Consider the following 25,325-nt stretch of genomic DNA (forward strand, 5'->3'; position numbering starts at 1 on the left):
TTGCCATCGCCGGATAGAACAAACACGCATACCTGCGAAGCCCCTATGCCGATAACCTCCAGCCATGGATTTGAAGCAACTGGAGTACTTCATACGCGTGGCCGAGCTCGGCAGCTTCACCCGCGCGTCGATCGCGATCGACATCGCGCAACCCGCCTTGAGCCGCCAAGTGCGCAACCTGGAGGTCGAGCTGAGGCAGAACCTGCTGGTGCGCAACGGCCGCGGCGTGGTGGTCACCGACGCGGGCAAGCGGCTGCTGGAGCACGGCCGCGGCATCCTGCACCAGGTGGAGCGGGCGCGCGAAGACATGAGCCGCTCGCGCGAGGCGCTGGCCGGCCGCGTCGCCGTGGGCCTGCCACCCAGCGTGGCCGGCGTGCTCACGGTGCCGCTGGTGCGTGCCGCGCGCGAGCGCCTGCCCGAGGCGGCGCTCTCGATCACCGAGAACCTCTCCACGGCGATGCAGGAATCGCTGGTCACCGGCCGGCTCGATGTGGCGCTCCTCTACAACCCGCAGCCTTCGACCGACGTGGACAGCGAAACGGTGCTGGAGGAAGACCTGTTCCTGGTCAGCGCCACCAAGGGCACCGGTCCGATGCGGCGCGGCACCCCGCTGCCATTGCGCCAGCTGGCGGGCCAGCCGCTGGTGATTCCCACCCGGCCCAACGCGATCCGCATGCGCGTGGAGGCCGAGCTGGCCGCCATCGGATTGCGCCCGCAGATCGCGCTGGAGGTCGACGGCGTGCCCGCCATCCTCGCGCTCGTGGCCGATGGCGCGGGGCATGCAGTGCTCTCGCGCAACGCGGTCGCCAACGCGGGGCGGCCGCAGCGCTATGCCATCCGGCCCATCGTCGAGCCGATCCTGCGCACGCGGCTCGCGCTGGCTGCGAGTTCGCAGCGGCCGGTCACGCGCACGCAGCGCGCCATGGGCGAGCTGCTGCGCGAGCTCGTGCAGCAGCACCTGGGCGCGCGCGCCGAAGTTCAGAAGCGGTGACGCATGCCGACGCCGAAGCTGCTCTGGCCGTCGAAGCCGGTGAGCCGGTCGCGCATGAAGACGGCGTAGACGTCGGTGCGCTTCGACAGGAAATGGTCGTAGCCCACGGCCCATGTCGTGCGATGCGTTTCGGTGGCTGGCTCCACCTTGCGCTGCGTGCGCGCGACCGATGCCAGGAAGCGGCCCGCGCCCACTGGAACTGCGGCACCTAACTGCGCGGTCGTGGCCGTGGTGCGGATGTCGGGCGTGCGCGTGCGCTGGTACTGGCCGTAGAGCTGCACCGCCCTGAAATCGTAGGAGGCGCCGACGAGCGCCGCGTCCTGCCGCAGGATCGCCGTGGTGAAGCCCGGCCCCACCTGCGCCTGCTGCGCCGACACCACGGCGGCGAAGGGCCCGGCCGCGTAGTTGAGCGTGAGGTTCAGGTTGTGCACGCCGCTGCGGTTCGTCACTTCGCCGAGGCTATAGAGCACGCTCGCGCGCAGCCCGGCGATGGTGGGCGATGTGTACTGCAGCGCGTTGCTCCACACGCTGTCGCCGAGCACCGCGCGGTTGTAGGTTGGCTGCCAGGTGTGCAGCATGACGGGCGAGAACTGCAGCGACGTGCCGAACGGGTTGAACGCGCCGCTCGCCACGAACATCGGGTTGGTCTGCCGGCCCAGCGCCACCTGGCCGAAGCCACCCGCGAGACCCACCCACGCATTGCGCGAGAAGTACGGATCGGTGGCGTTGCGCCCCATGGTGCCGCTGTCGGCCTGGAAGAAGCTCTCCAGCGCGAACTGCGCCTGCAGCCCGTCACCCAGGCTCTCGGCGCCGCGGATGCCCCAGAACGATGTGGTCATGCCACCGCTGTTGAGCACCTTGGTGCGGCCGGGCTCGTCGCTGCGCCGCATCGAGCCGGCGAAGGCGTCGAGCAGCCCGTAGATCTGCGCGCTGGCCGCGGGCGCATCGGCCTGCGCCCATGCGGCGTGGGCCGCGCTGCACAGCGCAAGGGTGGGTAGCAGTCGTTTCATGGTTTGTCTCCTCGTTGGTTTTTTTGAAAAGCAAAGGCCAAAGGCCAAAGGCGCGCACCGCTCCGCACGCCATGGCTGCGCCACGGCGTGAGGGTTGTGTCAGTGGGAGCGCGCGCCGCGGTGCGGGGCGCTCAGTCGTACCAGTAGAGGCGCGTCGGGTTGTCGACCAGGAGCTTGTGCAACTGCGCCGCGTCGTCGCAGAAGAGGGGCAGCAGGTCCACCAGCTTGCCGTCGTCGGGCATCTCGCGCACGTTGGGGTGCGGCCAGTCGGTGCCCCAGAGCACACGGTCGGGCGCGGCGGCGATCAGTTGCCGCGCGAACGGCACGGCATCCGCATACGGCTGGCCTTGCGTGGAGAGCGTTTGCGAAATGCGCTCCGCACCGCTCACCTTGACCCACGCGCGCTCGTCGCGCATCAAGTCCAGCATCATCGCGCAGGCCTGCTGCCCGAGGCCGTGCTCGACCATCGTGCGGCCCATGTGGTCGATCACGAAGGGCACGGGCAGCGTGTCCAGAAACGCGCGGTAGGTGACCAGGTCTTCCGCATCCAGGTGCAGCACCAGGTGCCAGCCCAGTGGCTCGATGCGCTCGGCCATGCGCAGCACGGTCGGCAGGTCGGGCGCGCCGCCCAGGTGCTGCACGAAGTTGAAGCGCACCGAGCGCACGCCGGCCTTGTGCAGCGCGCCGAGCTCGGCATCGCTCACGCCCGCGCCCACCATCGCGACGCCGCGGTAGCTGTCGGGCGATTGCGCGATGGCATCGAGCATCGCGCGGTTGTCGTGGCCGTGCACGCTGGCCTGCACAAGCACGACGCGCTCGATGCCCAGCAGTGCGTGCAGCGCGCGCAGCTTGGCGGCGGGCGCATCGGGCGGCGTGTAGCGGCGGTTCTCCGAATACGGAAACACGTCGCCAGGACCGAACACGTGGCAATGCGCGTCGCAGGCGCCCGCGGGCAGGCGGAGCGCGGGCGCGCTCGGGTGGGGGTGGGGTGGGGCGATGGTCTTCATGGCGGGGCTCATTGCCTGGGAATGCCGGCGCGCTGGATCACGCCCGACCAGCGCTTGATTTCGCTCTCCAGCAGCCGCGCCTGTTCCTGCGGCGTGCTGCCGCGCGGCTCCACGCCCAGGTTCTGCAGGCGCTTCTTCACTTCGGGTGAAGCGAGTGCGGCGAGCGCTTCCTGGTTCAGCCGCGCGATCACCTCGGGCGGCGTGCCGGCGGGCGCGGCCAGCGCGTTCCACGAGGCGACCTGGAAACCGGGCGTGCCGCTTTCCGCGACGGTCGGCACATCGGGCAGGCCGCTCGCGCGCTTCTCGCCCATCACGGCCAGCGCGCGCAGCGCCTTGCCTTCGATCTGCGAGAGCACGGGCGGAAGAATCTCCACCGCCACATCGACCTGGTTGCCGCGCAGCGCGGTCACCACCGCCGGCGTGCCGTTGAAGGGCACCACCTGCGCGTCGATGCCGAGCGACGTCTTGAGCAATTCGCCCGCCAGGTGCTGGGTGCTCCCGACGTTGATGGTGCCGATGTTGAGCTTGCCGGGGTTCGCCTTGGCGTAGGACACCAGCTCGGCCAGCGTCTTGAACTTGCCGTTGCCCGGCGCGAGGATCGCCATGTCGAAGTAGCCGAGCATGGAGATCGGCGCGAAGTCCTTCACCGTGTCGTAGGGCAGCGTCTTGAAGAGGCCTACGCTCACCGCGTTGGCGTTGGACATCAAGAGCAGCGTGTGGCCATCGGCAGGCGCCTTGGCCACGGTGTCCGATGCCACCACGCCGCCGGCGCCGGGCTTGTTGTCCACGACGATGCTCTGGCCCATCGATTCGGACATCTTCTGCGCGACGCTGCGCGCGACCAGGTCGGCCACGCCGCCCGCGCCGAAGGGCACCACGAGGCGGATGGGGCGGGAGGAAAGCGGCCGGGGCGCCGCGAAGGCGGCGGGGCTGGCAGCCAGGGTCAGCATCAGGCTGACGAAGCTGCGGCGGGAATGTCTCATGGGTCTCCTGGGAAAGTAGGTAAGGCAGTCCGTGCGGTCTTGCGCCGCGATGCCGAACTATTCCCGCAGGCCCGCCATGGGGCAATACCGTGTGCGCACTGGGAGATATAGCGATCCGGCATGGCACCGGTTCGCTGCTTCGAGCTCAGTCCAGCCGCAACGACCCGAGCCGCGCAACCACAAGGTCATGCAGCGTCTGCGCCGCCACCGACAGGCTGCCCTCGCGCCGCTGCACCAGGTACAGCGTGCGCGTGAGCGCGGGCAGCGGCAGCGGCCGCGTCACCAGCGTCTCGCGCCGGAAGTGAAAGAGCGTGAGCGCAGGCACCACGCTGATGCCGAGCCCGGCTTCCACGAGGCCCATGACGGTGGCCAGGTGCTCCACCTCGAACACCGCGTTCAGCCGCAGCGGATGCAGCGCCGCATCGAGCGCCTGCCGCACGCTGCTGTTGCGCGCCATCTGGATGAAGGGCCACGGCGCGATCTTCTTGACCGTGAGGCGCGCCTCGTGCGCGAGCGGATGATCGGCGCGGCACACCAGGTGAAAGCGGTCGGTGCAGAGCTTGCGCGCGCGCAGGTCGCTGTCGGCTGCCGCGCCCGAGGCCGCGAGCGCGAAGTCGGCCTGGCCGCTGCGCACCAGCGCCACGCAGGCGTCGGACAGCGCATCGTCCAGGTCGATGCGGATGCCGGGCCAGGCCTGCATGAACTCCGCGAACACCGTGGGCAGCCAGCCCGCCGCGAGCGAGGGCAGCGCCGCGATGCGCACGCGCCCCTTGCGGCGTTCCACATGGTCGGCCAGGTCGCCCATGGCGCTGCCCATGTCGTCGAGCAGGCGCCGCGCCGCGCCCTCGAAGAGCAGGCCCTCGGGCGTGAGCTGCACGCTGCGCGTGTCGCGGTCGAAGAGGCGCGTGCCCACGGCATCTTCGAGCGTGCGGATCAACGCGCTGAACGCGGGCTGCGACAGGTGGCTGGTCTGCGCCGCGCGCGTGAAGTTGCGGTGCTCGGCCAGCGCGAGAAAGGCGCGCAGCTGCCGCGTGGAGAGGTCGGGCGTCTTTCGCATGCTGAGCCTTCGCTGTGCCGGTTATTTGAAATGCAGATCAATCGATCCGAATTTCCGATTTTACGGATCACATCCATTTGCCTACATTGCACCTCGATGAATGCCCAATCACTGCCCCCTTTGCTGATCGGCTGCGCGGCTGGTTTCTCCGGCGACCGCACCGACGCGGCCGGGCCGGTGGTCGAAACGCTGATCGCGCGGCTCGCCAGCGGACCCGCCGGGCAGCGCGCCTTCCTGATCTTCGAGACGCTGGCCGAACGCACGCTGGCGCTCGCGCAACTGCGCCGCCGCGACAACCCCGAGGCCGGCTACGAGCCGCTGCTCGATGCAATGCTGCGGCCGGTGCTCGCGCGTTGCCTTGCGCACGGCATCCGCATCGTGAGCAACTTCGGCGCGGCCCATCCGCGTGCCGCGGCGCGGCACATCGCCCGCATGGCGCGCGAGCTCAGTGCCGAGGCGCCGCGCATCGCGGTGGTGGAGGGCGATGACCTCTCGGGCGAAGCACACCGCGCGCTCCTGAAAGACGCACTCGGCGCGCAGGTCGAAGGCTTGCGCGTCGTGAGCGCCAACGCATACATCGGCGCCGAGCCCATCGCCGCCGCGCTCGATGCGGGCGCGCAGATCGTCGTGTGCGGCCGCGTCGCAGACCCCTCGCTCACCGTCGGCCCGGCCCTCTCGCACTTCGGCTGGCGCGCCGACGACTGGCACCGCCTCGGCCGCGCGACCATGGCGGGCCACCTGCTCGAATGCGGCGCGCAGGTCTGCGGCGGCTACTTCGCCGACCCCGGCTACAAGGACGTGCCGGGGCTCGAAGCCGTGGGCTTTCCGATCGCCGAGATCCACGCCGACGGCCACTGCACCATCGGCAAGGCCGACCACACCGGCGGCCTCGTGAGCGAAGCCACGGTGAAGGAGCAACTGCTCTACGAAGTGCACGACCCGAGCGCGTACCTCACGCCCGACGTGGTCGCCGACATCGCCGAAGCCGAAGTGCGCGCGCTGCCCGGCAAGGACCGGGTCGAACTCTCCGGCGTGCGCGGCCATGCGCGGCCGAGCCACTACAAGGTCAACGTCTGCCACGAAGGCGGATGGTTGGCCGAGGGAGAAATCTCCTATGCCGGCCCGCGCGCCGAGGCCCGCGCCCGGCTCGCGGCGGATGTGCTGCGCAAGCGGCTCGACGGCCTCGCGCTGCGCGTGGACCTCATCGGCGCGCTCAGCATCCTCGGCGACGACGCCGGCCGCGCGCTCGCCGACACGCCCGACACGGGCCTGCGCGACGTGCGCCTGCGCGTCGCCGCCACGCACGCCGACCGCGCACAGGCCGAGCGCCTGGCGCGCGAGGTGATGGCGCTCTACACCTGCGGCCCCGCGGGCGGCGGCGGCGTGCGCACCGCGCTCACGCCGCGGCTGAACACGCTCTCGTGCCTGCTGCCGCGCGAATCGGTGCCGGTGCGATTCGAACTGCTCGATGCGAAGGCGCTGGCATGAACACGACAGACGACATGATCGAAGTGCCGCTCTACCGCGCCGCGCACGGCCGCACCGGCGACAAGGGCGACCGCTCCAACATCAGCGTGATCGCGTGGCGCGCCGAGTTCTATCCGCTGCTGCTCGAACAGCTCACGCCCGAGCGCGTGGCCGCGCAGTTCCGCCATCGCGCGCCCTCGCAGGTGCAGCGCTTCGAGCTGCCGAAGCTGCACGCGATGAACTTCGTGCTCGATGCGGTGCTCGACGGCGGCGTGAACGATGCGCTGAACCTCGATGCGCATGGCAAGGCGCTCTCGTTCCTGCTGCTCGACATGCCGATTCGGATTCCACGTGCATTCGAGCCGCTGCTCGCAGGGCCCTAGCGGCGGCGTTCCCCTTTTCCTTACCCATCCATCCGGAGACAAAACAATGAAACGATTTCCCTTTGCCGCTGTAACCGCGATAACCGCGGCATTCGCGCTGGCCCCGCTGCTCGGCCACGCGCAGGCCTTCCCCGAGAAGTCCATCACCTTCGTCGTGCCCTTCGCGGCCGGCACCGCCACCGACCAGATCGCGCGCGCGCTGGGCAACGCCATCACCGCCGAGACCAAGCAGCCCGTCATCATCGACAACAAGGCCGGCGCGAGCGGCTTCATCGCCTCGCAGAACGTGGCCAAGGCGCCCGCCGATGGCTACACGGTGCTCATCACCACCAACACCACGCACGCGGCCAACGAGCACCTGTTCAAGAAGCTCCCTTACGACCCGGTGAAAGACTTCGCCCCCGTCGCCGCGCTCGGCAAGGGCGGGCAGATCATGGTGGTGAACCCCTCGTTCCCCGCCAAGACCGTGGCCGAGTTCGTCGCGCTCGCGAAGAAGGAGCCGGGCAAGTACAGCTTCGGCAGCGGCAGTTCTTCCAGCCGCATGGCGGGCGAGCTGCTGCAGCAGATGGCCGACATCAAGCTGCTGCACGTGCCCTACAAGAGCAACACGCTGGCCGTGACCGATCTGCTGGGCGGGCAGATCCACATGATGATCACCGACACCGCCACGGGCCTTCCCCAAGTCAAGGGCGGCAAGCTGCGCGCGCTGGGCATGTCGAGCGCGAGCCGCTCGCCGCTCGCGCCCGATGTGCCCACCATTTCCGAGGCCGGCGTGAAAGGCTACGAGATGGGCTACTGGTTCGCCGCCTACGCGCCCGCGAAGACGCCGCCTGCCGTCGTCAAGCGCCTGAACGAACTGCTCGTGAAGGCTGCGAAGAGCGAGTCGGCGAAGTCCGCGTTCTACGAGCCGACCGGCACCGAGGTGTTCACCACCTCGCCCGAGGAACTGGCCAAGTTCCAGGCCGGCGAATCGCAGAAGTGGGGCCGCATCGTGAAGGCCGCCGGCATCGAAGCCGAGTGACCCGCGCGGCCTGCCCGGCCCGTCCCATGACGGAGAACTGCTTTTGAAAAAGCACACCCGTTCACGCTGAGCCTGTCGAAGCGCCGCGCAAGGCTTCGACAAGCTCAGCCCGAACGGTTGCTGATCGATCGATCCCCCTAAAAACACAGGAGACAAACCATGAAACGCTGGAGCCTTGCGGCTGCCACGGTGGCTTCGGCCGCCCTTTTTCTGAGTGCCTGCGGCGGAAGCGGCGGCGGAGGCGGGGGCTTCGTGCTGCCGCCGAGCGCCGGCGCACCGCCACCGGTCACGCAACCCCCGGCCGCCACCGCGCCGAAATTCAAGCTCGCCATCAGCAAGACCGAAGACGTGCCCGGCACCTTCGGCGCGGTGGGCGCCTACGAGAAGATCAGCGGCACCTTCACCGGCGAGGTCGACCCGAAGGACGCGCGCAACGCCATCATTCAAGACCTGCAGCTCGCGCCGCTCAACGCCAACGGCAAGGTCGAGTACGCGTCGGACTTCGTGCTCTTCAAGCCCAAGGACATGAGCAAGGCCAGCGGCGTGCTGCGCTACGACGCGCCCAACCGCGGCAACATCGTGAACCTGGATCCGTACTTCGCCGCGCGCGGCTACGTGTTCCTCACGGCCGCGTGGCAGGGCGACGTGCCCGCGGCCGCCGGCAAGCTCACGCTCAACGTGCCGGTGGCGAAGAACGCCGATGGCAGCACCATCACCGGCACCTACCGCGCCGAGCTGCTGCCCACGGTGGCGACGAACGATTCGCTGCCGCTCCCCGGTGGCCCCTTCAACGCCGCGATGCAGGCCTACGCGACCGCGAGCCTGGACAACACGAAGCCCGGCTACGTGCTCACCCGCCGAATCAACGAGGGCGACGCGCGCCAGCTCATTCCCGCGAGCGAATGGAAGTTCGCCAAGTGCGGCGCGGGCGCACCGTTCCCCGGCACGCCCGATGAGACGAACGTGTGCCTGAAGGACAAATGGGACCCGGCCTACATGTACGAGCTGGTCTACATCGCGAAGGACCCGAAGGTGATGGGCCTGGGCCTCGCGGCGCTGCGCGACATGATCACGTTCTTTCATCGCGACGCGAGCGATGCGGCAGGCACGGCCAACCCCGTGGCCGCAGCCATCAAGAACACCATCGCTTCCGGCGTCTCGCAGTGCGGCAACTTCATGAAGACCTTCGTGCACCTGGGCTTCAACGAGGACCGCGCGGGCCAGAAGGTGTTCGACGGCGTGTTCGCGCAGATTGCGGCGCGGCAGACCAACATCAACATGCGCTTCTCCATCCCCGGTGGCGGCGGCGGCGTGCGCAGCGACCACACGGCCTTCGGCCAGGCCGGCACGCGCGGCCTCTCGAAGGACTACGTGGACGACGTGGCCCAGCGCCGCGGCGGCATCCTCTCGCGCTGCGAGGCGAGCGGCACCTGCCCCAAGCTCTTCATCGGCTTCAGCGGCACCGAGTTCTACGTGCTGCAGGGCTCGCCGCTGCTGACCGACGCGTGGGGCACCACCGACCTCGTGCAGCCGGCCAATGCGCGCGTGTACTACTACGCGAGCACGCACCACCTGCTGGGCCTTGCGTCGCTGCCCGGCGCGAGCGCCGGCGCGCTCTATGCGACCAACGCGAACGCGGCCGTCATCCCCGTCGTGCGCGCCCTGTACCAGAACCTCGAGGAATGGGTCGTGAGCGGCACCACGCCGCCCGACAGCCAGGTGCCCAAGCTCGCCGACGCCACGCTCGTGCGCCCCGCGCAGGTCAAGTTCCCGGCCATTCCGGGCGCGAACTACACGGGCCTGGTCAACACCTTCTCGCTGCTCGACTGGGGCCCCACCTACCGCCCGCAGGACGAGACCGGCATCGCCACCCAGGTGCCGCCCGCGTACCTGGGCCGCGACTACGCGATCCTCGTGCCGCAGGTGGATGCGGACGGCAACGACATCGCCGGCATCCGCAGCCTCGACGTGGCCGTGCCCGTGGGCACCAACACCGGCTGGAACTACACCAACAAGCCCGGCACCATCGACCAGGCGGGGCTCTTCGGCGCGTACTTTCCATTCGTGAAGACGGCCGCGCAGCGCGCGGGCACGACCGACGCGCGGCTCTCGCTGCAAGAGCGCTACACGGACCAGGCCGGCTACGTCGCGGCAATCACGAGCGCCGCCAACGACCTCGTGGCCAGGCGCTTCATGCTGCGCGTGGACGCCGACGCGGCGATTGCGAACGCAACCGCCAATCCCGTGCTGCCCTAGTCAATCCGCCGCGTCCGCAACATGCGCCGCGAACCCCGTGCGGCCCGGCGCAATGTCGGGCCGCAGGGTGAGGGCGGGGATCTCGTAGTCGCCCGCGTTCTGCGGGCGGAACGCGATGGGCGCCGTCGTCCACAGCGCATCGAGCCGGTCACCGAGCGCTTCGGTGATCCGCGCATAAGCCGTGCCGTCGACCTTGCCCGTGCGGTGCACCACGAAGGGCGGCAGCACCTCGAAGCCCGGGTAGTAGAGGATGCCGTGGTGGATGGGAAACAGCAGCTCGTCCATCGGCCCGTTGATGCCCCGCGGGCCGTAGTGCGGCGCCCAGCCGCCGGTGGTGACCACCAGCATCGCGCGCTTGCCCGCCATCACGCCTTGGCCGAAGCGGTCGCCCCAGTGCGTGTCGGAGTGCTCGCCCACGCCGTAGGCAAAGCCATAGGCATACACCCGCTCGACCCAGCCCTTGAGGATCGCGGGCATCGAGTACCACCAGAGCGGAAACTGGAAGATCACCGCATCGGCCCACAGCAGCCTGGCCTGCTCGCCGGCGATGTCACCGGGCTGCGTGCCGCCCTCGAACGCGCGCTGCGAATCGAGCACCGGATCGAAGTGCGCCCCGGGCGCCAGGTGCGCGAAGTCCGCCGCATCGAGCGGCGCCTTCCATTGCATCGCGTAGAGATCGGACACGCGCACCTCGTGCCCGGCTTGCGAGAGGCGATCGACCATGAAGTTTTTCAGCGAGCCGTTGAGCGAACGGGCTTCGGGGTGGGCATGAACGAGGAGGACTTTCACGATGAAACTGCCTGTGGAATGAAGAACATGCACGCAGGTTAGGAGCGGTGGCGATATATTGGAAATGAATAGATCGAATTCCAGCCATTGCCATGAACAATTTCAGCCGCCTCGACCTCAACCTGCTCTTGACGCTCGACGTGCTCCTCGCCGAGCGCAACGTCACCCGCGCCGCCGAGCGCCTGAACCTCTCGCAGCCCTCGGTGAGCGTGCAACTGGCCAAGCTGCGCGAGGCCTTCGCCGACCCGCTGCTGGTGCCCGCGCAGCGCGGCATGCGGCCCACGGCGCGCGCCGACGAATTGCGCGGGCCCCTGCGCGAAGCGCTGGAATCATTGGGCCGCGCAGTGGCGCCCACCAAGCCCTTCGACTCCGCCGAGGCGACCACCACCTGGCGCGTGGCCGCGGCCGACTATGCGGAGTCGGCCATCCTGCTGCCCGCGCTCGCGGGCCTGCGCAAGGCCGCGCCGAACACGCGGCTGGCCGTGGTGGAGGCGGTGCCCTCGCGCATGGCGCGGCAGCTGGAGCACGGGGAGATCGACCTGTTCTTTCACACCAGCGTGGGCGCGCCGCAGGGGCTGCACCGGCGGGTGCTGTTCAACGAGCGCTATGTGCTGGCGGGGAGGGCGGGGCATCCGCGCCTGAAGCGCCGCCCGACGCTCGCGCAGTTCTGCGCGCTGGAGCATGTGGTGGTGTCGCTGGCCGGCGGCGGGTTCGCCGGGCCGACGGACGATGCGCTGGCGCAGAGGGGCTTGACGCGTCGCGTGGCGCTGTCGGTGCCGCACTTTCTTTTCATGATGTCGGTGCTGGTGGAGACCGACATGGTGGCGATGCTGCCCGAGCGGTTGGCGCGCGGTGCGGCGGGGCTAAGGGTGGTGGAGGCGCCGCTGGAGGTGCCGGGGTATGAGATGGCGATGCTGTGGCATGAGAGGCGGCATCGGGATGCGGGGCATCGGTGGGTTAGGGAGTGGATTGCGGGCGGAGTGAGGGCTTGAGGTGATTGCGATTTGATGAGGCAGGGCTCACTGCAGCCACTCTTGCAACGCCGATTAGGGTTTGTGCTATTCGCAAGTTCATCACGTCTTCGCTCAAGTCGTATACATATACAGAAGTCAGAAAATTGGTGATTCAGGTTTTCTAAACGGCGAGCGGCAAGATTGACTGCTCTCCCTAACAACGCGGAGCAAGTAATCTATGAGGGTCAGCGGTGTCGCCATTCGAAATTTCCGGCGGCTGGAAAATGTTCAGATCGACATCGAAGAACGCGAGTCAATCTTTGTTGGACCCAATAACAGTGGCAAGACATCAGCCACCGCAATTTTCCGCTGCTTTCTCGGGGGACGCGATTTCAAAATTCACGACTTCTCGGTCGCTCGAATGGCTGATTTCGACGCGTTTGTCGCCACCGGGGATGCGGAACGCCTCCCCAAAATCAATCTTGATCTGTGGTTCACCATCGATCCCGAAAGCATCGCATTCGGCAGGGTGTTTACTTTGCTGCCCAAGCTTTCGGATTTCACGCGCGTCGGTATCCGACTGTCCTATGAGATCGACGACGCAAAGAAGCTCCGTGAAGACTATGACGCCGCTTATCCCGCGCGGGAGGATGGGACGCGTGCCAAGGCGCTATCGCAATACTTGGCCCTAGACGGGAATCTTGGACGCCATTGTGCGGTTTGCTATTTCTCCCTCGACGAGAAATCACAGAACGGTGCTCCGTCCGAGATCGTGACGAGCAAACTCGACCCTGACGAAGGCAAACGGCTCCTGAAGCATCTCGTACGAGTCGAGTTCGTCGACGCGCAGCGAAACATCAACGATGACGATAGCAGCCGCAGCAACCGGCTCTCATCGGCCTTCGCCGCGTTCTACCGGAAGAATCTTGAGCAGGTAGGCCACGCCGCCGATGCGCACAGCGTGATCGATGAAAACAACAGACAGCTAACCGACCATTACGCCAAGCAGTTTGACCCGCTGATCAAGCTCATCAAGCATCTTGGCGTCCCGTCGATCAACGATAGAGAACTGCGCATCATCTCTTCGCTCAGTCCCGAAACCGCGCTGCGCGGGAGCACTGAGTTGCTCTACGTTGATCCCAGTCGGAAGCACGAACTGCCTGAACTCTACAACGGTCTTGGCTTCAAGAATCTCATCTACATGGCCATCCAGGCCAGGCATTTTCATTCTCAGTGGGTGATGACCGCCGAGAACAGGCCGCTGTGCTTGATGATCTTTATCGAGGAGCCCGAGGTCCATCTTCACGCCCAAGTGCAGCAAACGTTCATTTCGAACATCTGGGAGGTGATCAACCAGTCCGCCGAAGCAGCCGGCGAACCTGATCTTGTACCGCAACTCGTTATCACTACCCATTCCTCCCACATCATGGAGGCCGTAAATTTCGAGAAGGTTCGTTACTTTCAACGATGCTATACCGAGGGCGAGACGGCCGCTTCTGGTATTCGGAACGCATCCGCGGTCCGCAGTCTTCGAGCCTTTCAGCCGGAAGCGGAGACGATCGACGGCAAGCTTGTATCGCCGTCGGAATCGCTGGCCTTCCTCAAACGCTATCTACGCCTGACGCACTGCGACTTGTTCTTTGCCGATGCGGCCATTCTGGTTGAAGGCGCGGTCGAAAAGCTTCTTATGCCGGCAATGATCGAGAGCGCCGCAAAGCGTCTACGGACTACATACCTCACGATCTTGGAGGTGGGCGGCGCCTACGCGCATCGTTTTGAGGGTTTGCTCGGCTTCCTCCACATTCCCTATCTCGTCATCACGGATCTCGACTCCGTGGTGCCCACTGGCTATCCGACTGCTTGTCGCGCGGATGTTGTTGGTGCGCGAACATCCAATGCGTCTCTCAAGAAACTGAGTGGGAAGACCACTGTCGCCGATCTGATCGCGCTGGCTCCGGTGGACAAACAGCATGCCGCGAAGGACCGCTGCATCGCGTTCCAAACGGATATCTTGGTGACCGACGGAACCGCCCAAGCGACGCTCCGCCCTCGTACCCTAGAGGAGGCGATTGTTTACGATAATTTTGGACTGCTCCGGTCCGGAACTCTATCGATTGGCATCCCTATTCCCGCACTTCTCGATGAGGTCTATCAAGAGGTCTACGACCGAATTCGGTCAGACGGTTTTAAAAAGACGGACTTCGCCATGGACATCTTGGCCTGCGCTGAGGAGTGGGCTGTCCCTGGCTATATCGCCGAGGGGTTGCGTTGGCTTGAGGCGCGTTTGTGCCCACCTCTCGCCTCATCAACGGCGACAGCAATCCCAGTTGCAACGGTGGCATAGCATGGGAACCTGGGTTGAAAGCAAAGCGGATGCTCTGGTCCGCAAATGCCTGGATGACCGCCGCAGCTTCGCGATGATTGCTGGCGCGGGGTCGGGCAAGACAAGCTCACTGGTCGATGCTCTCGGGCAAATTAGAGATCGCGAGGGGGTGGCCCTTAGGCGGCATGGTCAGCGTATTGCCTGTATCACTTTCACCAGACGCGCAGTTGAGGTAATTCAGGCACGGCTGGGGTTCGACGATCTCTACCTAGTCTCAACGCTTCACGGCTTTTTGTGGGGGCAGATCAGCCGCTTCCACGACGATATTCGAGAGGCGCTACGTGAGAGCCGAATCCCCGCCCTTATCGAAAGGGCCAGGGAAGACGATAACGGCGGCAAGAGTAAAAAAGCGCAGAAGGCCCGCGCCAAGATCGAACGACTGACGGCGGAGCATGCTGCCCTGGGCTCCGTCGAAACTTTTGCATATGCCGATACCAGCTTCAGCGATTACGGCAAGGGGAAGATCGGCCACGATGACATCATTGAAATCGCGACCTATCTGTTTGCGAGAAATGCCACCTTCAGGCGGGTAACCGGTCTGCGTTTCCCATACATCTTCGTCGATGAAGCGCAGGACACATTCGAGGGCATCGTTGCAGGGCTGAATCTCGTCTGTGCCGGCACGGGGCTACCGGTGATCGGCTATTTTGGTGACCCATGGCAGCAGATCTATGACCGGAGCGCCGGAACCTTCGCGCCACCCGAAGGCGGCGAGGTCATAACGAAAACCGAGAACTTTCGCTGTTCAATGAGCGTCATTCGGCTTCTCAACGCCTATCGCGGCGACGTCGAGCAATATGCCGCCGGCGACAACAAGGCATGTGAAGGCAGTGTCGAGTTCCGGTTGGTCAGGGCGGAAGAGCCAACCGAGCCGCGCAGGCGCTATTCAGAGGAACAGATTGAGCGCGCGCTGGCGCGCATGGACGAGGCGGTCGCGGACTGGGGTTGGGCGGGACGCGACGAAGTCGTAAAGCTTTTCCTCGCCCGTCAAATGATTGCGCGGCGGCTGGGATTTTCCGATCTCAACCGTCTCTTCACCGGGGACTATGCCTCGTCCCGAGCGCAAGATGCCTTCGAGGCCGGCGAGCATTTCCTTCTCAAACCTTTTCTTTCGACGATTTGCCCACTGATCACTGCGCAGGAGCAGGGCGACGATCGTCAGATAATCAATTTGCTGCGGCGTGATAGTCCTGCCTTCGCGGTCGACGGATTGAACGCCGAAAAGTCGCTGAAGTTGATGATTGAGATCTCAAACGCGCTCATTGGTCAGCTGAAGGCTTTGTGGGGCACCGAGACCGTTGGCTCCATCCTGCGCTTCTGTATCGACAAGCAAATCGTCGAGGCTTCCGAAAGGCTATGCGAGCATCTTGATCGCGCCCCTCGAACTGAGGCGTTTGATGAGGATGTTCACGGCCTCGACAAGGGCGATTGGCTTGCAGATTCGCTCTTCCAGATGACGTGCGGTTCAGTCGCCAGCTACGCCGACTACATCGCCAACAACACGGCTTTCAGCACACAGCATGGGGTGAAGGGCGAGGAATATGAAAAGGTTATGGTCGTGTATGACGATGTCGAGGCTGCGTGGAATCAGTACAGCTTTAACAAGGCCCTGACTCCGCTTACAGCCGGACAGCCAACAGAAAGGCAGCTATCCCTAACCCAGAAGCTCGCCTATGTCTCGTTCTCGCGTGCGAGGGAGGATCTGCGTGTCTTGATGTTTACTACCGATCCTGAAGGAGCACGGGCGGAACTCATCGACAGCAAGCTTCTGGGGCCTGATCAGATCCACGTCGTGACGTAGCACCCGGACCTCGCCTCGCTTGCATCGTTACTTCCGTGAAGGGGCTCGGTCGGCGCGATAGTACATTGCTGCGCGCGCGCCTAATCTCAGTCTCAGGCCGGTCCAACCAGCATTAGGTTTGCATTGGGTCGACTGGTGGAAATCTGTCACGAGCAGATGGCCGCTTAATGTTCGATGTCGGTCCGGACTGATGCAGGCAGTCGTCATCAACGAATAAATTCGGCTATTCCTGCAAGTCGAGAATCGAGGTGGCTAGCCATGAAAAGTCAACGAGAGTCCGAAGGGCCTACTCTGGCAGTACATGCTGAAGGCATTGACGTTTCCCCTAACTCACAAGCACTACGGAGTGAGGCTTCTGAAGAAGTCTTCTAGTTGCAGGTCTATGACATCAAAGGGCTGCCCCTTGGCTGCCTTCAGTTGAATCATCTCGCATAAATCTTCGTCCGTAAGGAACACGATGCACTTCTCCTCATCAAGCCATTTTCTTCGCCGCTGCGCTAGTGCGTTAGAGCTCGGGGCAGAGCGCGAAACTAGAAGCCCGAAGAAGCGTTGCGCTGGTCGCCAAAGATATTGAGCTATCGATTCGACTTGGGCCTGCCCGATCGCGTCGCAGTAATTCTTAAACTCAGCTACGACGAAGCGCGTCCGATACTCCGCGCGTACGAGGGACCAAGGTGCGTGATTCGATCTGATGGGAAATACCGCATCGATGATGTCCAATCCGTCGTCACTGCGACTTTGGATGTCGGGCGCAGCTAGATCGGGAGTGAACACATATGTGAGTATCTCAGTGCAGACACGCTCGTACTCGCGCCATGTATCGCGCCCGCAAGCAAGTCCTCGAAGCTTTTCGCAAAGTTCGTCTGCACGGCCAGGGGCGTCTCGCATCAACTCCTCGAATTTCGACTCCAGATGCTCTTTCGAAGAAATGGACGACTGGATGACCCGTTGAAGGTCTGGTTGGCTCGCGATCTGCGACAGGACCGCGTTGCCATCCCACACTGCAATTCCAGTGTTCTCAGTCGCCTTGGCGAGTGCCTGTGCGGCTTCTGAGGTTAGTGGCTCGGAGAGCACTAGTAGTGCCTCGGCGCCAGCGTACTGCTGCCGATAGCGCTCCAGGTCACCAGCTAACTGGAGGATTGCCGACTTGCCGATTCCTCTAGCCCAGTTCAGGTGCTTCACCTCGACCACCACATGACGCCCATCAGGTGAGAGCGTTTCAAAATCAGGGCCGCGAGACCCCGGACGACTCGGTTCACTAAGAATTCGGTGGCCCGTTCTCTTCAGCAAAACACCGACCAGTTTCTCAAACTCGTCGTGTCGAAGCATTTGAAGGTCTGCCACTTTGTCTCTCTCAGAGTTGATCAAAAATTTACCATTCCGCGCAAATCTCGCGCCGTGATGAGATTGAATGCCTACTATCTTGAGCTGGTTGCCTCATTACCAATTTCTGGCTATCAGCGTCTCGACATCGCTCCATCACCTGCGCGTTTGAGGAAAGCACTATGCATTGGTCGGACTATCAGAAACAAGCTAAGCAATTCTTCGCTTCGATTGGGCTCGACGCGCGAATTGAGTTCGAGCTTCAAGGAGCACGCGGCACGCACGTCATAGATGTATTTGCTACGGGAAGCTATGGCGGAATCGGGTTCAAGTGGGTAATCGAATGCAAGGCTTGGAAGAGCAATATTCCAAAGGAAAAGGTCATGGCTCTCGCGGCAATAGTACAAGACGTCGGTGCCGACCGGGGGTTTCTTCTTTCGGAGGTTGGCTTCCAATCGGGAGCGCTGCTCGCAGCGCGAAGTTCCAACATTACCCTGACAAGTCTCGAGGATTTATCGCAAGCCACAGATCGATTCGCAATCGATCTTCAATTGGGCCAAACCACTTGGGTAGTTCGCAAGGCTAAGTCAAGACTGATGGAGCTGAAGCGAAAATCAGACGAGTATGAGTACGATTTCAATAGGCTTAGGTTGTCCTCCGAGTTATCAGTATGCGAGCTGTTGCTGCAGGACGCCTCGGAAGGAAAGTACCCCGTTCTTTACGCAACCAAAGGAATTCAGTTCCAAACCCTAGAAGAGGTGATTGCCTACACGAGGGAAGTCGTGGACGAAGCGAAGCAGTGGGACCTTCCTTAGTTGCGCACGATGGCCCATGATGGTCTCGGTGTGTGATGTGTTCTTTGGCGCACTTTCAATACAACCGAACCCTCAGATGCATCTTCAGCACAGGCGATGCAAGACACCCTTGCATCACCGCTTCAATCGACGTCGGCCAGCCGGCGCAGTGACGCGTCGCCGTACACGCGCCGTAGCTTTTTAGGCTGGCCAACCCGCATCAGGTCCGCAAGAGATACGCGCTGGCGCACTGCTGATGCAACTCCACCGCCGCATCCACCATCTCCGCCGCGATCCAGATCACGTTCTCCAGATGCCCTGGCGCGGGCCCGCCGGACCAATCGATGCCTTCGCCGTGGCAGCACCACAGCAGCGACTTCAATTGCGCGAGTTTGTTTTCGAGATGATCCGATGCGCTGGGGCCGTCCGTGATGGTCGGGGCGTCGGGAGGTACCGGCGTGGGAGGCCGGGCTATAGTTCGTCTAGCCATGTGGTGTGCCTTCTTTCCAAAGTAATTGCACGTCATGTGGTCAGACGGTCGGGGGGCTGAACCTCCCCCGACCGTCGCCTTTCTGCTTCGCGTTCGCCTCCATGCGCATCGCACAGAAGCCCGCCGCGAAGCGGTGCGGTTCATCCAACCAGTTGCTGTTGCGTGTGATGCCTTCCTTGCCCACAGAGTGGGTCGTTGAGTGACGGGGCCATCCACTTTAGAGAGAGACGGCGCGGGCGGGGAAACTGAATGCGCTAGTAATTCTCGAATTGCGCAGGTTTCGCTTCATCATCGCTTCGAGTCCGCGAAATGCGTCGGCATTGACTGCATGCGCAGCGCACATCGGCCCCCAGCGTTCACCTAAAGTGACTGCCTTAACAACCGGGCATCTTCTGCCCGGCGCAGGCGATGGATAGGATTTTCGGCTTCCTATCCCTCGAGACAACAATCAATGAAGAAGCGCTTCCTGGCGATCGCAATGGCGATCTCGGCCATCGCCGCACTCCCTGCCTTCGCCGAGTATCCCGACAAGCCGATCACGCTCGTGGTGCCGTTCGCCGCCGGCGGGCCGACCGACAAGGTGGCGCGCGACTTCGCCGAGGCGATGCGCAAACAGCTGGGCAACGTCGCCATCGCCGTGGACAACAGCGGCGGCGCGGGCGGCACGCTCGGCGCGGCCAAGGCGGCGCGCGCGGCCAACGACGGCTACACGCTGCTGCTGCATCACGTGAGCATGGCGACCTCGCCCGCGCTGTACCGCAAGCTCCCCTACGACACGCTGAACGGCTTCGAGTACCTGGGCCTCATCAACGAAGTGCCGATGACGGTCATCAGCAAGAAGACGCTGCCGGCCACCAACTTCGCCGAGCTGCGCAAGTGGCTCGAAGCCAACGCGAGCAAGACCAACCTGGCCAACGCGGGCATCGGCTCGGCCTCGCACCTGTGCGGCCTGATGCTGCAGAGCGCGCTGAAGATCGACGTGCAGACCATCCCCTACAAGGGCACCGCGCCCGCCATGACCGACCTCATCGGCGGCCAGGTGGACGTGATGTGCGACCAGACCACCAACACCACCGCGCAGATCGAAGGCGACATGGTGCGCGCCTACGCGGTAACGACGCAAAAGCGCCTGAAGACGCCCGCGCTGGCCGCGCTGCCGACGCTGGACGAGAGCGGGCTGAAGGGCTTCAACGTGAGCATCTGGCACGGCCTCTTCGCGCCCAAGGGCACGCCCAAGGCGATCACCGACAAGCTCAACGCGGCGCTGAAGGTGGCGCTGAAAGACCCGGCCTTCGTCAAGAGCCAAGAAGGGCTGGGCGCGGTCATCATCAGCGACGCGCGGGTCAACGGGCCGGAGCACAAGAAGTTCGTCGAAGCCGAGATCCAGAAGTGGGGCGCGGTCATCAAGGCGGCCGGGCAGACCGCGGAGTGATGCGCATGAAAAACGTCATGACGAATCCGAATCGCCTCCGGGTACAGCTTCTCGCGCTGGCCGTGCTGGCGCCGTTCGCGGGCGCCGCCCTGGCGGCCTCGCCGAAGTTCTCGGTCGAACTGGTGGGCGGCCGCATCAAGGGCGACGACACGCTGAAGGTGAAGCAGGGCGACCAGGTGCAGGTGAGCGTGGTGAGCGACCAGCCCCTGGTGCTGCACCTGCACGGCTACGACATCGAGACGAAGGTGGCGCCGCCCGCGCCCGCGCTCATGGCCTTCAAGGCCGACCTGGCGGGGCGCTTTCCGGTGCACGAGCATCGCGAGGGGGCGGGCAATCACCGCGCGGTGATGTTCATCGAAGTCCACCCGTAGGCGCGCTCTGAACTCCTTTCGATCCGCCTTCGGCTTCGCCGCGGCGTGCGTGACCGGACGCGCCAACGCGCATGGCTTCGGCCAGCGCTTCGACCTGCCGCTGCCGCTGTGGCTCTGGCTCACGGGGGCGGGCGCGACGCTCGTGCTGACCTTCGTGGCGCTCGCGTTGTTCGCGCGGCGGCGCGACTTTGGCGCGGCGTTCCTGCGCAGCGTCGACCTGCTGCAATTCGCGGCGCTGCGCCGCGCGGCGCACCCGCTCGCGGTGGTGCTGCGCGTCGTGAGCTGCGCGGTGTTCGCGCTGACGCTGGCCACCGGCTTCCTCGGCAACGACGACGCGTATGCGAACCTGATCGTCACGATGGTCTGGGTGCTGTGGTGGGTCGGCATGGCGTTCTTCTGCGCGCTTGTCGGCGACCTGTGGGAAGTCGTCAATCCGCTGCCCACGGTGTATCGCGCGGTCGCCCGCGCCATCGCTCGCGTGACCGGCCGCCGCGAATCGCTGAACCTGCCGTGGCCCGCGTGGCTGGGCGCATGGCCCGCGGTCATTCTGTTCTTCGCCTTCGCGTGGGCCGAGCTGGTCTGGCAGGACAAGGACGTGCCCCGCGCGCTCGCCTCCGCCTTGCTGGCCTACGCGGCGTTGAGCTGGTGCGGCATGCTGCTGTTCGGCGTGGAGGCGTGGCGCAGCCGCGCCGATGCCTTCGCGATGGTGTTCCGCGTGCTGGGCCGCTTCGCGCCGCTCGAGCTGCGCAGTTCGACGCCGACGGAGCCCGCACGCTTGCGCCTGCGTCCTTACGCCGCGGGCTTGCTGACGGAGGAGGAGGTGCCCAACTCGGTCGCCGCGTTCGTGCTCTTGATGCTCGCCACGGTCACCTTCGACGGCTTCCACGAAACGCCGCTGATGGACAGCATCGGCACCGCCGCGCAGACCGCGCGCCCGGTGGCCGAAGCGCTGTTCGCGCTGTCTTCCGCCACGGGCATGGACGAGACGCAGTGGCTCAACACCGTGGTGCTGCTGCTGTTTCCGCTCGCCTTCGTGCTGATCTTTCGCGTCGTGAGCGCGTGCATGCTGCGCCTGGCCGGCAGCGCGGCGCATGCGGACCTGAACGCGATGGTCTGGAGCCTGGTGCCGATCGCCGTGGCCTACCACCTCGCGCACTACGCATCGCTGCTGCTGACCACGGGGCAGTTCATCGTCCCGCTCGCGTCGGACCCGTTCGGCTGGGGCTGGAACCTGTTCGGCACGCGCGGGCAGGCCGTCAACCTGGGCATCGTGAGCCCGGCCGGGTACTGGTACACGGCCGTCACGCTGATCGTCGTGGGCCATGTGCTGGCGGTCATCGTCGCGCACATCGAGGCGACGCGCCGCTTCGCGAGCCACCGTGCGGCGCTGCTGAGCCAGGTGCCGATGCTCGTGCTGATGGTGGCTTACACGAGCCTGAGCCTCTGGATCATGGCGCAGCCCATCGTGGGCTGATCGCCGTCTTTCGCTTCACCTGATATCGCCCTGCCGCCGGGTGCCTCGCCGCTGATGCGGCAGGTGCTCGGCGCTCAGCGCTCAGCGCTCAGCGCTCTTTGCCGTTGCGCCAACGCAGGGCTCGCGAACTCCAATCGTCGATCGCAGCCACGTCGAGATCGCTCGGCCCATGGCTCAGCGCGAGCCATCGCGCAATGAAGCAGCGGCCGCGGCACGAAGCGTGAGCAGCAAACCCCCGGCATCGGCAAAGCACGCGAACTGGCCGAGGCCAAAAGAAAAAGCCCCCGGCTCATCGCGAGCCGGGGGCTTTTTAGGGGGAGGGCAGCCAGTGCGACCCGGGATCTGAATCAGCTCTTCACATTCGCCACCGACAGCTTCCCGCCTCCCTGCAGATAACCGTTGGTCGTGAACGAGCAGCCCTCGGTGCAGGTCAGCGAGAAGAAGCCCTTGTTCGCGCCGTTGTCGGTCACCTGAAGGCGGAACTTCGCCGGCTGGTCGTTGAAGGTGCCTTCGCCGTCGATCTGCACCGAGTTCTTCGTCGCCGTGACCTGCGCGCCATCCGCATCGATGGCCGAGCCCAGGCGCGTGACCGAAGTCAGCTGCACCTTGTTACCCACGCCGTCGATGGCGAGGCTGGCGGTCGGGCCGTTCTTGCCGCGGCTGGCTTCCAGCGAAACCGTGACGTCGCCCTGCGCCGTGGCCACTTTGCCCTTGACGCTCGCGCTGCGGCTCATGCACGCGTTGTACTGCGGGTTGGTCAGCTCGATCGACACCAGGCCGCCCTGGTTCCAGCCCGTGTAGTACAGGCAGTTCTCGGCGTCGTAGCGCGGGTCGGGGCGCGAGAAGTCCATCTTGCTGGGCGTGTTGCGGCGTGCGACGTAGTAGCCGATTTCCTTCGGGCTCGTCGGGTCGGTCCAGTCGGCGAAACGAATGCCGCCCGAGGCCGCCGCGTACACCGCCACGCGCATGTTGTTGCGGTCGTCGAAGTTCAGGTAGTGAATCATCGGCACGTTGCCGCCTTGCGCCACCAGCGTCGGGCAGACGCTGGCCTTGTTCGCGTCCTGCTCGAAGGTGCCGACGATCTTGGGGTGCTTTTCGTCCGAGATGTCGATCATGCGGCCGAAGCTCTGCTGCTTGCACTGGTTGGGCAGGCCGTTGGTGTCGCTGGTCGTCAGGGCATACGACTCGTCGGTCGAGACGATGTATTCCTTGCCGTTGACGTGCCGCACCCATTCGGTCGCATGCGTCGCCGAGGTCGAGGTCATGCGCGCATAGCCGCCTTGCTCGAACTCGGGGTCGGGCTGCTGGTCGCACCACGAGAGGAAGCTCACGTACTTCAGCTTCGGATCGGCCACGCGCTTGACGATGTCGCTCGAGTCCATGACCAGCAGGCCGTTGGCGCAGCTCTGGTCGCGCCAGAACGTCGTGCTCGCGGTCGGCAGGTTGCCGGCCACCTGGCCGCCGCCGCCGTACACCGCCAGATAGATGCGCGTGCCGTCGGGGTTGGTGCTGACGTCATGCACGTTGGTGGCGGCCATGATCCGCCAGTTCTTGTTGCTCTTCACTTCGTCGGGCAACTGCGAGCGGTTCCAGCTCAGCAGCAGCTTGGGGTTCTTCGGATCGTCCAGGCTGGTGATGTGCAGGTCGACGCGCTTGTTGTCGATGGTGTAGTTGGCAAAGTTCTCGTCGGTGGGCGATGTGCCGCCGGTGATGAGCGTCGTGCCGCCGTCCTTGGCCGTGGTGCCGAAGGGCACGCCGTACCAGGTCTTGCCGTCCGGCGAGAGCCAGCCGTCGTGGTGGCCGCCGGAGGACTGATAGCTCGCGTTCAGCGGCACCGGGTGCAGGCAGTCGCTGACGTCGTAGACGTCCACCATCTTGTTGTCCTTGTAGCCGGCCACCAGCAGGTCACCCGAGAGCTCCAGGCCCGAGTAGGCTTCGAGCGCCGCGGGCGTGCGCAGGATCTTGCCGTTCGGGTTGACGGGCGTGGTGGCGCTGGTCTCTTCGCCGAACTTGTTGGTGCTCGTGGCCGCGACGCTGGCCGACGGCGCGGTGCCCACGACCGTGGTGTCGCCGCTCGCGGGCACGACCTGCATCCTGGAGGGCGTCTTCATGTCGAACACGATGATGCCGGTGGTGAGCGCCGCATCGCCGCCGGCCGCGCCGTCGCGGTTGGAGGCATAGGCGCAACGCGTCGAGCCCTTGGCCTTGATCTGCAGGTCGCCGAAGGCGCCGCGGCCGAAGAGCGTGTGCTGCGCGACCTTTCTCGCGCCGCACCAGTAGCCCTGGAAGCCATCGGGGTTGGCGGTGGCGTCGTACATGGCCGATTTGGGGATGTGGCCGTTGACGCCCGGCTCGCCCTGGTCGCCGAGCCCGGGCTCGCAGATCCTGGGGGGTGTCACGTAGTCCTGCGCGACGGGCGTGGTGTCGGCGGGTGGCTGCCCGGCGCCGGCGGGCGGCTGTGCCGGCGGAATGATGAATGGCGGCGCGCCGCCGCTGTCGTTGCTGCCGCCGCACGCGGCCAGCAGCAGCGCGCTGGTGAGGGACGCAATCAACAACAGGTTGGTTTTGGAGGGTTGTCTTCTTTTCATGGTTCTTCTTTCTCTGTCAAAAAAACGCGGGGAGCAGGGGGCAGGGAGCAGGGGGCAGGGAGCAGGGAGCAGGGGAGCGTCTTGGCCTCAATGTCCGAAGGGGGCGGGGTCTCCCGCCCATGCCGGTTCCACGTCCGGGGCATGAGGAGGAGGTGCGCGGGACGGTGCCGGCACTGCGACGGTTCTGTCGGCTTCGATCACGATGGCCTGGCCCGCGCCGGCCAGCACGACGTTGTCGGCGCCGATCGCGCTGACGGTGAGGCCCTCGACGTGCGCGCCGACGCGCAGTTGCACCAGTTGCGCGTCGGCCGTGCGACGCATGAGCGCGAAGCTGTCGGCGCCATCGGCCGCCACGACCGTGCCGACGAGCTTGAGCGATGACGCGGACAGTGCGGCATCGACCGGCTTCGCTGCCGGTGGCATCGGCGCTGGAGCGATCGGCGGGACGGGTGCGGATGCGAAGGGTGCAGTCGGCGCCACCGGCGTTGGCACCACCGCGTCCTCGGACGACGACCACCACCACTGTGCGGCCACGACGACAACGAGCGCCGTCACGAGCCACAAGAGCCAGCGGGTGCGAGTCGTCACGGAAGCCGGCATGTCGGGGTGAATGTGGTGTGGAGTGGCCGGAGAGATTAGTTGTGAATCCGGTGCTTCAGAAGATGACCAACGGTTGACTCGTTCATCGCAGGTGAGCACATGAATCGACGCGACGCGCCTGCCGCAAAGCCGCGCGGACACTCGCGCCGCGG

At 65.2% G+C, this 25,325-nt stretch carries 21 protein-coding genes; 12 read left to right on the plus strand and 9 right to left on the minus strand.

From position 1 onward, the window contains the following. Window positions 1-64 precede the first annotated feature (64 nt). Entirely contained in the window at window positions 65-991 is a 927-nt protein-coding gene (locus JC881_RS12480) for a LysR substrate-binding domain-containing protein (protein ID WP_198786021.1), read from the plus strand. Here JC881_RS12480 and JC881_RS12485 read toward each other — a convergent pair. The 4 genes from JC881_RS12485 to JC881_RS12500 form a co-directional block, all read right to left on the minus strand. Next, complete coding sequence (locus tag JC881_RS12485) at window positions 979-2,001, minus strand: porin (RefSeq protein WP_198786022.1); 1,023 nt, start codon at window positions 1,999-2,001, stop codon at window positions 979-981. The genes JC881_RS12480 and JC881_RS12485 overlap by 13 nt on opposite strands. 131 nt (window positions 2,002-2,132) lie before the next feature. Then, window positions 2,133-3,008, minus strand: a complete 876-nt coding sequence (locus JC881_RS12490; protein ID WP_198786023.1) for an amidohydrolase family protein — start codon at window positions 3,006-3,008, stop codon at window positions 2,133-2,135. Between the two features lie 8 nt (window positions 3,009-3,016). Beyond that, the gene (locus tag JC881_RS12495; protein ID WP_198786024.1) at window positions 3,017-3,991 is read right to left on the minus strand and encodes a tripartite tricarboxylate transporter substrate binding protein; all 975 of its coding nucleotides are present in this window, start codon (window positions 3,989-3,991) and stop codon (window positions 3,017-3,019) included. 145 nt (window positions 3,992-4,136) lie between these two features. Then, window positions 4,137-5,048: a LysR family transcriptional regulator gene (locus tag JC881_RS12500; protein WP_198786025.1), complete on the minus strand. Its 912-nt coding sequence runs from the start codon at window positions 5,046-5,048 to the stop codon at window positions 4,137-4,139. A gap of 96 nt (window positions 5,049-5,144) precedes the next feature. Between JC881_RS12500 and JC881_RS12505 the strand changes: the two genes are divergently transcribed. The 4 genes from JC881_RS12505 (at window position 5,145) to JC881_RS12520 (ending at window position 10,175) form a co-directional block, all read left to right on the plus strand. Beyond that, window positions 5,145-6,536 carry an acyclic terpene utilization AtuA family protein gene (locus tag JC881_RS12505; protein WP_198786026.1) on the plus strand — a complete coding sequence of 464 codons (1,392 nt, stop codon included), beginning with the start codon at window positions 5,145-5,147 and terminating at the stop codon, window positions 6,534-6,536. Continuing rightward, complete coding sequence (locus JC881_RS12510) at window positions 6,533-6,898, plus strand: AtuA-related protein (protein WP_198786027.1); 366 nt, start codon at window positions 6,533-6,535, stop codon at window positions 6,896-6,898. The genes JC881_RS12505 and JC881_RS12510 overlap by 4 nt, the downstream gene beginning before the upstream one ends. A 46-nt stretch (window positions 6,899-6,944) precedes the next feature. After that, the gene (locus JC881_RS12515) at window positions 6,945-7,919 is read left to right on the plus strand and encodes a Bug family tripartite tricarboxylate transporter substrate binding protein (RefSeq protein WP_198786028.1); all 975 of its coding nucleotides are present in this window, start codon (window positions 6,945-6,947) and stop codon (window positions 7,917-7,919) included. A 159-nt stretch (window positions 7,920-8,078) separates the two neighbouring features. Beyond that, window positions 8,079-10,175 (plus strand): alpha/beta hydrolase domain-containing protein, encoded by a 2,097-nt coding sequence (locus JC881_RS12520; RefSeq protein ID WP_198786029.1) that lies wholly within the window; start codon window positions 8,079-8,081, stop codon window positions 10,173-10,175. On the opposite strand, the gene JC881_RS12525 is transcribed toward JC881_RS12520, so the two are convergent. Next, on the minus strand, window positions 10,176-10,964 hold the full coding sequence (locus JC881_RS12525) for an NAD(P)H-dependent oxidoreductase (protein ID WP_198786030.1): 789 nt from the start codon (window positions 10,962-10,964) through the stop codon (window positions 10,176-10,178). A 92-nt stretch (window positions 10,965-11,056) separates the two neighbouring features. Between JC881_RS12525 and JC881_RS12530 the strand changes: the two genes are divergently transcribed. The 3 genes from JC881_RS12530 (at window position 11,057) to JC881_RS12540 (ending at window position 16,101) form a co-directional block, all read left to right on the plus strand. Beyond that, window positions 11,057-11,956 (plus strand): LysR family transcriptional regulator, encoded by a 900-nt coding sequence (locus JC881_RS12530; protein WP_198786031.1) that lies wholly within the window; start codon window positions 11,057-11,059, stop codon window positions 11,954-11,956. 199 nt (window positions 11,957-12,155) lie between these two features. Beyond that, entirely contained in the window at window positions 12,156-14,261 is a 2,106-nt protein-coding gene (locus tag JC881_RS12535; RefSeq protein WP_198786032.1) for an ATP-dependent nuclease, read from the plus strand. A gap of 1 nt (window position 14,262) precedes the next feature. Beyond that, entirely contained in the window at window positions 14,263-16,101 is a 1,839-nt protein-coding gene (locus JC881_RS12540; protein ID WP_198786033.1) for a UvrD-helicase domain-containing protein, read from the plus strand. A gap of 339 nt (window positions 16,102-16,440) precedes the next feature. On the opposite strand, the gene JC881_RS12545 is transcribed toward JC881_RS12540, so the two are convergent. After that, window positions 16,441-17,445 carry a restriction endonuclease gene (locus JC881_RS12545; protein ID WP_198786034.1) on the minus strand — a complete coding sequence of 335 codons (1,005 nt, stop codon included), beginning with the start codon at window positions 17,443-17,445 and terminating at the stop codon, window positions 16,441-16,443. Between the two features lie 161 nt (window positions 17,446-17,606). Here JC881_RS12545 and JC881_RS12550 point away from each other — a divergent pair, with 161 nt between their 5' ends. Beyond that, the gene (locus tag JC881_RS12550; protein WP_198786035.1) at window positions 17,607-18,239 is read left to right on the plus strand and encodes a restriction endonuclease; all 633 of its coding nucleotides are present in this window, start codon (window positions 17,607-17,609) and stop codon (window positions 18,237-18,239) included. A 199-nt stretch (window positions 18,240-18,438) separates the two neighbouring features. Here the strand turns inward: JC881_RS12550 and JC881_RS12555 are convergent, their stop codons facing one another. Then, window positions 18,439-18,708 carry a hypothetical protein gene (locus JC881_RS12555; protein ID WP_198786036.1) on the minus strand — a complete coding sequence of 90 codons (270 nt, stop codon included), beginning with the start codon at window positions 18,706-18,708 and terminating at the stop codon, window positions 18,439-18,441. A 451-nt stretch (window positions 18,709-19,159) separates the two neighbouring features. Here JC881_RS12555 and JC881_RS12560 point away from each other — a divergent pair, with 451 nt between their 5' ends. The 3 genes from JC881_RS12560 to JC881_RS12570 are packed head-to-tail and all read left to right on the plus strand — an operon-like array spanning window position 19,160 to window position 21,985. After that, on the plus strand, window positions 19,160-20,140 hold the full coding sequence (locus JC881_RS12560) for a tripartite tricarboxylate transporter substrate-binding protein (RefSeq protein ID WP_198786037.1): 981 nt from the start codon (window positions 19,160-19,162) through the stop codon (window positions 20,138-20,140). 17 nt (window positions 20,141-20,157) lie between these two features. Then, a complete protein-coding gene (locus JC881_RS12565) occupies window positions 20,158-20,511 on the plus strand; it encodes a hypothetical protein (protein WP_198786038.1) in 354 nt (117 codons plus the stop codon). 49 nt (window positions 20,512-20,560) lie between these two features. Next, window positions 20,561-21,985 (plus strand): hypothetical protein, encoded by a 1,425-nt coding sequence (locus JC881_RS12570; protein ID WP_198786039.1) that lies wholly within the window; start codon window positions 20,561-20,563, stop codon window positions 21,983-21,985. Window positions 21,986-22,332: 347 nt separating this feature from the next. On the opposite strand, the gene JC881_RS12575 is transcribed toward JC881_RS12570, so the two are convergent. Beyond that, on the minus strand, window positions 22,333-24,573 hold the full coding sequence (locus tag JC881_RS12575) for a hypothetical protein (protein ID WP_198786040.1): 2,241 nt from the start codon (window positions 24,571-24,573) through the stop codon (window positions 22,333-22,335). Window positions 24,574-24,660: 87 nt separating this feature from the next. Next, on the minus strand, window positions 24,661-25,161 hold the full coding sequence (locus JC881_RS12580; RefSeq protein ID WP_198786041.1) for a hypothetical protein: 501 nt from the start codon (window positions 25,159-25,161) through the stop codon (window positions 24,661-24,663). Window positions 25,162-25,325: the final 164 nt, after the last annotated feature.

The organism is Variovorax sp. IB41, from assembly GCF_016405905.1.
Classification (GTDB): Bacteria; Pseudomonadota; Gammaproteobacteria; order Burkholderiales; family Burkholderiaceae_C; genus Variovorax.

What these genes read in the sequence shown, in the direction of transcription:
- JC881_RS12480 (WP_198786021.1), top strand. Translation starts at nt 65, where the DNA reads ATGGATTTGAAGCAACTGGAGTACTTCATACGCGTGGCCGAGCTCGGC.
- JC881_RS12485 (WP_198786022.1), bottom strand. Translation starts at nt 2,001, where the DNA reads ATGAAACGACTGCTACCCACCCTTGCGCTGTGCAGCGCGGCCCACGCC.
- JC881_RS12490 (WP_198786023.1), bottom strand. Translation starts at nt 3,008, where the DNA reads ATGAAGACCATCGCCCCACCCCACCCCCACCCGAGCGCGCCCGCGCTC.
- JC881_RS12495 (WP_198786024.1), bottom strand. Translation starts at nt 3,991, where the DNA reads ATGAGACATTCCCGCCGCAGCTTCGTCAGCCTGATGCTGACCCTGGCT.
- JC881_RS12500 (WP_198786025.1), bottom strand. Translation starts at nt 5,048, where the DNA reads ATGCGAAAGACGCCCGACCTCTCCACGCGGCAGCTGCGCGCCTTTCTC.
- JC881_RS12505 (WP_198786026.1), top strand. Translation starts at nt 5,145, where the DNA reads ATGAATGCCCAATCACTGCCCCCTTTGCTGATCGGCTGCGCGGCTGGT.
- JC881_RS12510 (WP_198786027.1), top strand. Translation starts at nt 6,533, where the DNA reads ATGAACACGACAGACGACATGATCGAAGTGCCGCTCTACCGCGCCGCG.
- JC881_RS12515 (WP_198786028.1), top strand. Translation starts at nt 6,945, where the DNA reads ATGAAACGATTTCCCTTTGCCGCTGTAACCGCGATAACCGCGGCATTC.
- JC881_RS12520 (WP_198786029.1), top strand. Translation starts at nt 8,079, where the DNA reads ATGAAACGCTGGAGCCTTGCGGCTGCCACGGTGGCTTCGGCCGCCCTT.
- JC881_RS12530 (WP_198786031.1), top strand. Translation starts at nt 11,057, where the DNA reads ATGAACAATTTCAGCCGCCTCGACCTCAACCTGCTCTTGACGCTCGAC.
- JC881_RS12535 (WP_198786032.1), top strand. Translation starts at nt 12,156, where the DNA reads ATGAGGGTCAGCGGTGTCGCCATTCGAAATTTCCGGCGGCTGGAAAAT.
- JC881_RS12540 (WP_198786033.1), top strand. Translation starts at nt 14,263, where the DNA reads ATGGGAACCTGGGTTGAAAGCAAAGCGGATGCTCTGGTCCGCAAATGC.
- JC881_RS12550 (WP_198786035.1), top strand. Translation starts at nt 17,607, where the DNA reads ATGCATTGGTCGGACTATCAGAAACAAGCTAAGCAATTCTTCGCTTCG.
- JC881_RS12555 (WP_198786036.1), bottom strand. Translation starts at nt 18,708, where the DNA reads ATGGCTAGACGAACTATAGCCCGGCCTCCCACGCCGGTACCTCCCGAC.
- JC881_RS12560 (WP_198786037.1), top strand. Translation starts at nt 19,160, where the DNA reads ATGAAGAAGCGCTTCCTGGCGATCGCAATGGCGATCTCGGCCATCGCC.
- JC881_RS12565 (WP_198786038.1), top strand. Translation starts at nt 20,158, where the DNA reads ATGACGAATCCGAATCGCCTCCGGGTACAGCTTCTCGCGCTGGCCGTG.
- JC881_RS12575 (WP_198786040.1), bottom strand. Translation starts at nt 24,573, where the DNA reads ATGAAAAGAAGACAACCCTCCAAAACCAACCTGTTGTTGATTGCGTCC.